Origin of the sequence: Mailhella massiliensis, from assembly GCF_020741395.1 — a bacterium.
GTDB lineage: Bacteria > Desulfobacterota > Desulfovibrionia > Desulfovibrionales > Desulfovibrionaceae > Mailhella > Mailhella massiliensis_A.
Window position 1 is genome coordinate 1 of sequence record NZ_DYZA01000176.1, and the last position, 4,851, is coordinate 4,851.

General features: G+C 59.7%; 4 protein-coding genes. 1 reads left to right on the plus strand and 3 read right to left on the minus strand.

Going from position 1 to position 4,851, the window contains the following annotated elements; translation table 11 throughout:
* Positions 1-168: 168 nt before the first annotated feature.
* Positions 169-1,077: a LysR family transcriptional regulator gene (locus K8W16_RS08790; RefSeq protein ID WP_304122773.1), complete on the minus strand. Its 909-nt coding sequence runs from the start codon at positions 1,075-1,077 to the stop codon at positions 169-171.
* 202 nt (positions 1,078-1,279) lie between these two features.
* Here K8W16_RS08790 and menA point away from each other — a divergent pair, with 202 nt between their 5' ends.
* Positions 1,280-2,188 (plus strand): 1,4-dihydroxy-2-naphthoate octaprenyltransferase, encoded by a 909-nt coding sequence (gene menA, locus K8W16_RS08795; protein ID WP_304122774.1) that lies wholly within the window; start codon positions 1,280-1,282, stop codon positions 2,186-2,188.
* A gap of 153 nt (positions 2,189-2,341) precedes the next feature.
* On the opposite strand, the gene K8W16_RS08800 is transcribed toward menA, so the two are convergent.
* Together K8W16_RS08800 and K8W16_RS08805 are read right to left on the minus strand one after the other, a co-directional pair.
* Positions 2,342-3,073 carry a sulfite exporter TauE/SafE family protein gene (locus K8W16_RS08800; protein ID WP_304122775.1) on the minus strand — a complete coding sequence of 244 codons (732 nt, stop codon included), beginning with the start codon at positions 3,071-3,073 and terminating at the stop codon, positions 2,342-2,344.
* A 177-nt stretch (positions 3,074-3,250) separates the two neighbouring features.
* The gene (locus K8W16_RS08805) at positions 3,251-4,753 is read right to left on the minus strand and encodes an APC family permease (RefSeq protein WP_304122776.1); all 1,503 of its coding nucleotides are present in this window, start codon (positions 4,751-4,753) and stop codon (positions 3,251-3,253) included.
* Positions 4,754-4,851 lie beyond the last annotated feature (98 nt).

Genomic DNA, 4,851 nt, shown 5'->3' on the forward strand with positions numbered 1-4,851 from the left:
CATGGTTGATCCTCCATGGTTGCGTATATTTTACGGAAAAAGAAAGAAGGGCTTTTTCGTTATATATACACTAGTCCATGGAGAGGATATTGCACAAATATTTTTTTCCCCTACAGGGTATTGATTTTTTCTATACCAGAGAAGGGGAAGGGAGTTTCGTACGGAAGATCAGCGCGGGCGGGAGACGCAGGCTTCCTCACAGAGCAGGTCGATGATTTTTCCGCTCTGAGGGGTGAGGTAGCCGTCCTTTCTCCAGATAATGGCCGGCCGGAAAATGAGCTTGGGCAGATTGATGCGGCGCACGGCAAGGCTCCGGGCCTGATTCGGGAGCTCGGTGTGGTGCAGAATGGCCACGGCGGGAAGAGCCGGAAGAGTGTCTATCATCCAGTAGGGGGCGGGGGTGTCGAGAATGATGCGCGGCCGGAGGTTTTCCTCCTGCATGGCAATGATGAAGGGGCGGAAGGTGCCGCTGTTGGACCATCGGCGCGAAAGCATGAGGGGAAAGGCCGCAAGGGTACGGAGCGATACTGGATCTTCTTCCGGGGCGTCGAGCAGAGGCGACCATACGGCCACGAAATACTGTTCGGGCAGAGGAACGGACACATAGTTGCCGTACATGAGGGGCAGATGGAGAATGGCCAGATCGAGCCCGTGGCTCTGCACTTTGTTTTCCAGAGCCATGTTGTCCGTCACCAGAAGGCGTATGCGTATGCCGGGGTATTCCTGCTCCACGCGGGGGAGTACGGCGCGCAGGAAGGAAAGGCAGAAGCCGCTGCATCCCACGCGCACTTCCCCGAAAAAGCCTGCATTCCTGGCAAAGGGATTGCGGATGTTCTGCGCGAGGTCGTCTACCTGCGTCAGTATGCGCTGGGCTTCCGTGTAAAAGGCCTGTCCGCGTTCCGTGACCTGCCATTTGCCGCCCTCCCTGTGGATGAGCGTAAGGCCGAGTTCATCTTCCAGCTCCTTGAGGGACTGGCTCAGGGTAGGCTGGCTGATGTGCAGGCTTTTGGCGGCCCGGCTGATCTGGCCTTGTTCCACGATGGTGCAGAAATACAGAAGACGGCGAAAATCCAGCATGGCGGAAGGGGCTTGGCGTTGGGGTATGATGAAAGAAGTTTTCTGCAGGATAGGAAGGCCCCGTTATCCGGTCAAGAGGGAGCAGGGATGAGAAGGGCCGGGGCCTGCTTTCTTTTCTTTGCCGGCAAGATGTGCTATGCTGCGTCTGCGCCGGAGGCGCAGCAATGAGAACATGATACGGCATGGCCGGGGAGCGTAAGATATGGAAGCTGAAGTTCGCAGGGATTCTTTCTATGCCTGGGTGCTGGCCGCAAGGCCGAAGACGCTGGCGGCGGCGCTTTCGCCTGTGATCGTGGGCTGCTCCCTCGCCGCATGGGCGGGAGTGTTCCGCCCTGTTCCCGCGCTCTTGTGTATGCTCTTTGCCGTGCTTATGCAGATAGCCTCGAACTTCATCAACGACGTGAGCGATTTTGAACAGGGCAACGACAGGGAAGACCGCCTCGGCCCCCGCCGCGCCTGCGCCCAGGGCTGGATATCGCCGGAAAAGATGAAGACCGGCATCATCATCGACCTTGCCCTCGCGCTTTGCGCCGGAATTCCCCTTGCCTGGTACGGCGGATGGAGCATGCTGGGAGTCGCTCTGATATGCCTTGTGAGCGCCTATTTGTATTCTGCGGGGCCCTATCCCTTAGCCGCGCACGGCTGGGGCGACGTGATGGTGGTGGTATTCTTCGGCCTGGTGGCCGTGGGGTTCACCTATTATGTGCAGGCAGGGGCCTGGGCGCCGCAGGCCACGCTGGCCGGGCTTGCCGTGGGCGTGTGTATCAATCTTCTGCTCACCATCAACAATTTCCGTGACCGCGATCAGGACAGGCTTTCCGGCAAAAAAACCTTCATTGCCCGTTTCGGTGCGGAATTCGGCCTGCGCTACTATCTCGCGCAGGGCGGTTTTGCCTGCGCCTTCGCCCTCTGCCTTCTTCCCCACGGTCTGTTCTGGGCGGGAATACTGCCGCTTCTTTTTCTTTTCCCCCATTACCGGGTGTGGAGCATGATAGCCGCTATCCACGAAGGCCGGGCGCTCAATCGCTGCCTCGGCCTCACCTCCCGCAACATTCTTGTGTTCAGCGTGCTTTTGGCCGCAGGCATACTGCTGGATGCGGTGCTGAAATAGAGCGGGACGTTTTTCCGCATGTGAAGGCCCGGGGAAAATATTCTCCGGGCCTTCATATTGAGAAGGAAGGGATGGGGGAAGTTCCGTCCGCGCCGCTTTTGCACGTCTGGAAAAGGATGCCCCTGCTCCGAGGGGAGTCCATGGCGCTTTGCGTTAGGCAAAGGACTGCCACAGGCAGACCAGTCCGGCAAGGGCGATGACGACCATAAGCGCGCGGCGGAAAAGTTCCACGCGGATGCGTTTCACCACGGGGAAGGCGCATATCGCGCCGATGATGGAGGCTGGAATACCGTACATGGCGTATTCCAGAACTTCGGGGGTGTAGAACCCGGCTTTGGCCTGAAGAGCGCAGGTGAAAAGACTGCGGAGGAGGAAAAAGATGCCGAGCGTGCCCAGCACTTCGCGTGGTTCCCATCCCTGGTAAAGGGCGTAGGCCCCGGCGGGCGGGCCGTCGAAGGATATGGCCGTGCCGAGAAGTCCCGCGCCGAACCCTGCAGCTCCCCCGGCGAGCCAGGAATCCTTTTTTCTTTCCCCGGCCCTGGCCACGCGTTGCCAGAGAACATAGACGATGAGCAGTATCCCCACCGCTCCCTGAAGCACCGTACCGGGGAGCATCTGAAGCATGGCGAGACCCGCGAAGGAACCGGGTAGAGCTCCGAGCAGAAGCGGCCACAGGGCGGGAATGCGGCATTGGCGGAAGTGCAGGAAGGCAAGGCTTCCGTCCATGGAGGCGTTCAGGATACAGCTCAAGGGAATGACTTCATGCATGGGCAGGAATAGGGCGGCCACGGGTACGGCGACCATGGCGCCCCCTATGCCCGTGACGCCGGAGACGAAGCCCCCGACGAACCAGCAGAAAAAAACGATGAGGGAAGGAATATCCATGTTTTCCTCCGGGGCGTGTCGCCCGTGTTAAAGGCTGTGGAAGGGGCGGCGTTGTCCGGGAAGATTGCGGAAAGCAGGGCCTGGAGCCGTGCTTGTTCATACCAAAGAAAACCGGCCTTTCCCGGACGCGGGGGAAAGGCCGGCGGGCGAGGATCCGGCCGGAGGCCGGGGATTGTTTTATGCCTGAAGTTGCTTTTCAGGCTGCCTGGTACCGGCGTCTTTCTTGAACAGTACCTGGATATCGGCGCCGCCGAGGATGTTGCGGGAAAGCTCTTCGGTGGAGAGTTCGCTCCATTCCTTCTTGTTGGAGTAGTAGAAGATAAAGCCGAGGATTACCCAGAGAGCCAGCACACAGCGCGGTGCGAAGGAGATGTAGGCGGGGGAGCCGGGGGTGAGCAGCAGCACCAGGGTGAGGATGGAGCAGATGGTGCCCATGATGCAGCAGAACAGGCCCAGGTTCCTGCCGGCGGCGGTATTGCTGTTCAGGATGGCGCGGCGGGTGACGAGGCAGGTGAAGATGTAGCCGATGCCCGTGCCCACGGAACTCATGTCTACAGTCCAGCCCACGGCGGAGCGGCCGGCGAAGGGGGTGAACAGGGCGAGGACGGCGGTGAACAGAATGGCGTTATAGGGGGTGTGGTAGGTGGGATGGATGCGGCCGAACCATTCCGGCAGGATGCGGCCTCTGGCCATGGCGAGGAGCAGGCGGGAAGCGGCCACGAAGAAGCCGTTGATGCCGGTGCACACGGCGCCGAACACGGCGCAGGCGAGGATGACGGAGCCGAACTTGCCGAAGGCCAGAGTGGCTACATAGCCGGTAGCCCAGGCATGGCCGCCCGCATTGCGCATTTCTTCCATTTTGGCCAGAAGTTCAGGGTAAGGTATGGCGATAGCCACGCCCAGCATGACCATGGCGTAGAGCATCATGCCCACGAAGATGGAAATGACCATGATGTTGCGGCAGCGGCCGGGGTCGAAGGCGAATTCTTCCGAAGCCTGCGGGACGGTGTCGAACCCTACGAAGAGGAAGGGCGAAAGGGCGAAAATACTGATGACGCAGGCGGCCTGGGATTTGTTTTCCGCGAACAGGGGTACGAGGTTGCTGATGCCTGCGGAATCAAGGGAATTGGCGCCGAAGAAGAAGGCGATGATGCCGAAGGTGAGCATGAAGGCGAGAATGAGCTGCAGTTTGCCCGCCATGCCCACACTGCGGTAGTTCAGCCATCCGAAGATGATGGTGCCGGCCGTCATGAGCAGCACTTCACCCATATACACCTTCCAGCCCGCGATGGTGTAAAGCTCCCCGAACTCAAATACTCCGGGGAAAAGGAAGCGGAAGATGAGTGAGAGCGCCGCAATGTCGATCATGACAATGGCCACATAGCCGATGACCAGCGCCCAGCCGCAGATAAAGGACGCGGTGGGCCCGAAGCCGATATAGGCGTAGGTGAAGGCGCCGCCTGCCACGGGGGCGTATTTGACCATGTAGCTGTAGCATACCCCGACGAAGGAGATGAGTATGGCGCCGGCAAGGAAGCCGAGCAGCGTACCGAGGGGGCCGGCGGAGGGAAGGAAGAGGTCGCCAGGAAGAACGAAGCAGCCCCAGCCGACGATGGAACCCAGCGCGAGAGCGCAGACCTGCATGGGAGAGAGGGATTTCTTGAGTTTCGCTTCAGACATGATGTTGCCCTTGAATGATGTGGGGGAACAGAATCTTCAAAAAGGAGGTTCTGTGCGGATACTCTCCGAGAGGGAGCGATGCAGCGGACAGACACAAG

Coding starts and splice junctions, on each gene's coding strand:
- K8W16_RS08790 (WP_304122773.1), bottom strand. CDS start 1,077: ATGCTGGATTTTCGCCGTCTTCTGTATTTCTGCACCATCGTGGAACAA.
- menA (WP_304122774.1), top strand. CDS start 1,280: ATGGAAGCTGAAGTTCGCAGGGATTCTTTCTATGCCTGGGTGCTGGCC.
- K8W16_RS08800 (WP_304122775.1), bottom strand. CDS start 3,073: ATGGATATTCCTTCCCTCATCGTTTTTTTCTGCTGGTTCGTCGGGGGC.
- K8W16_RS08805 (WP_304122776.1), bottom strand. CDS start 4,753: ATGTCTGAAGCGAAACTCAAGAAATCCCTCTCTCCCATGCAGGTCTGC.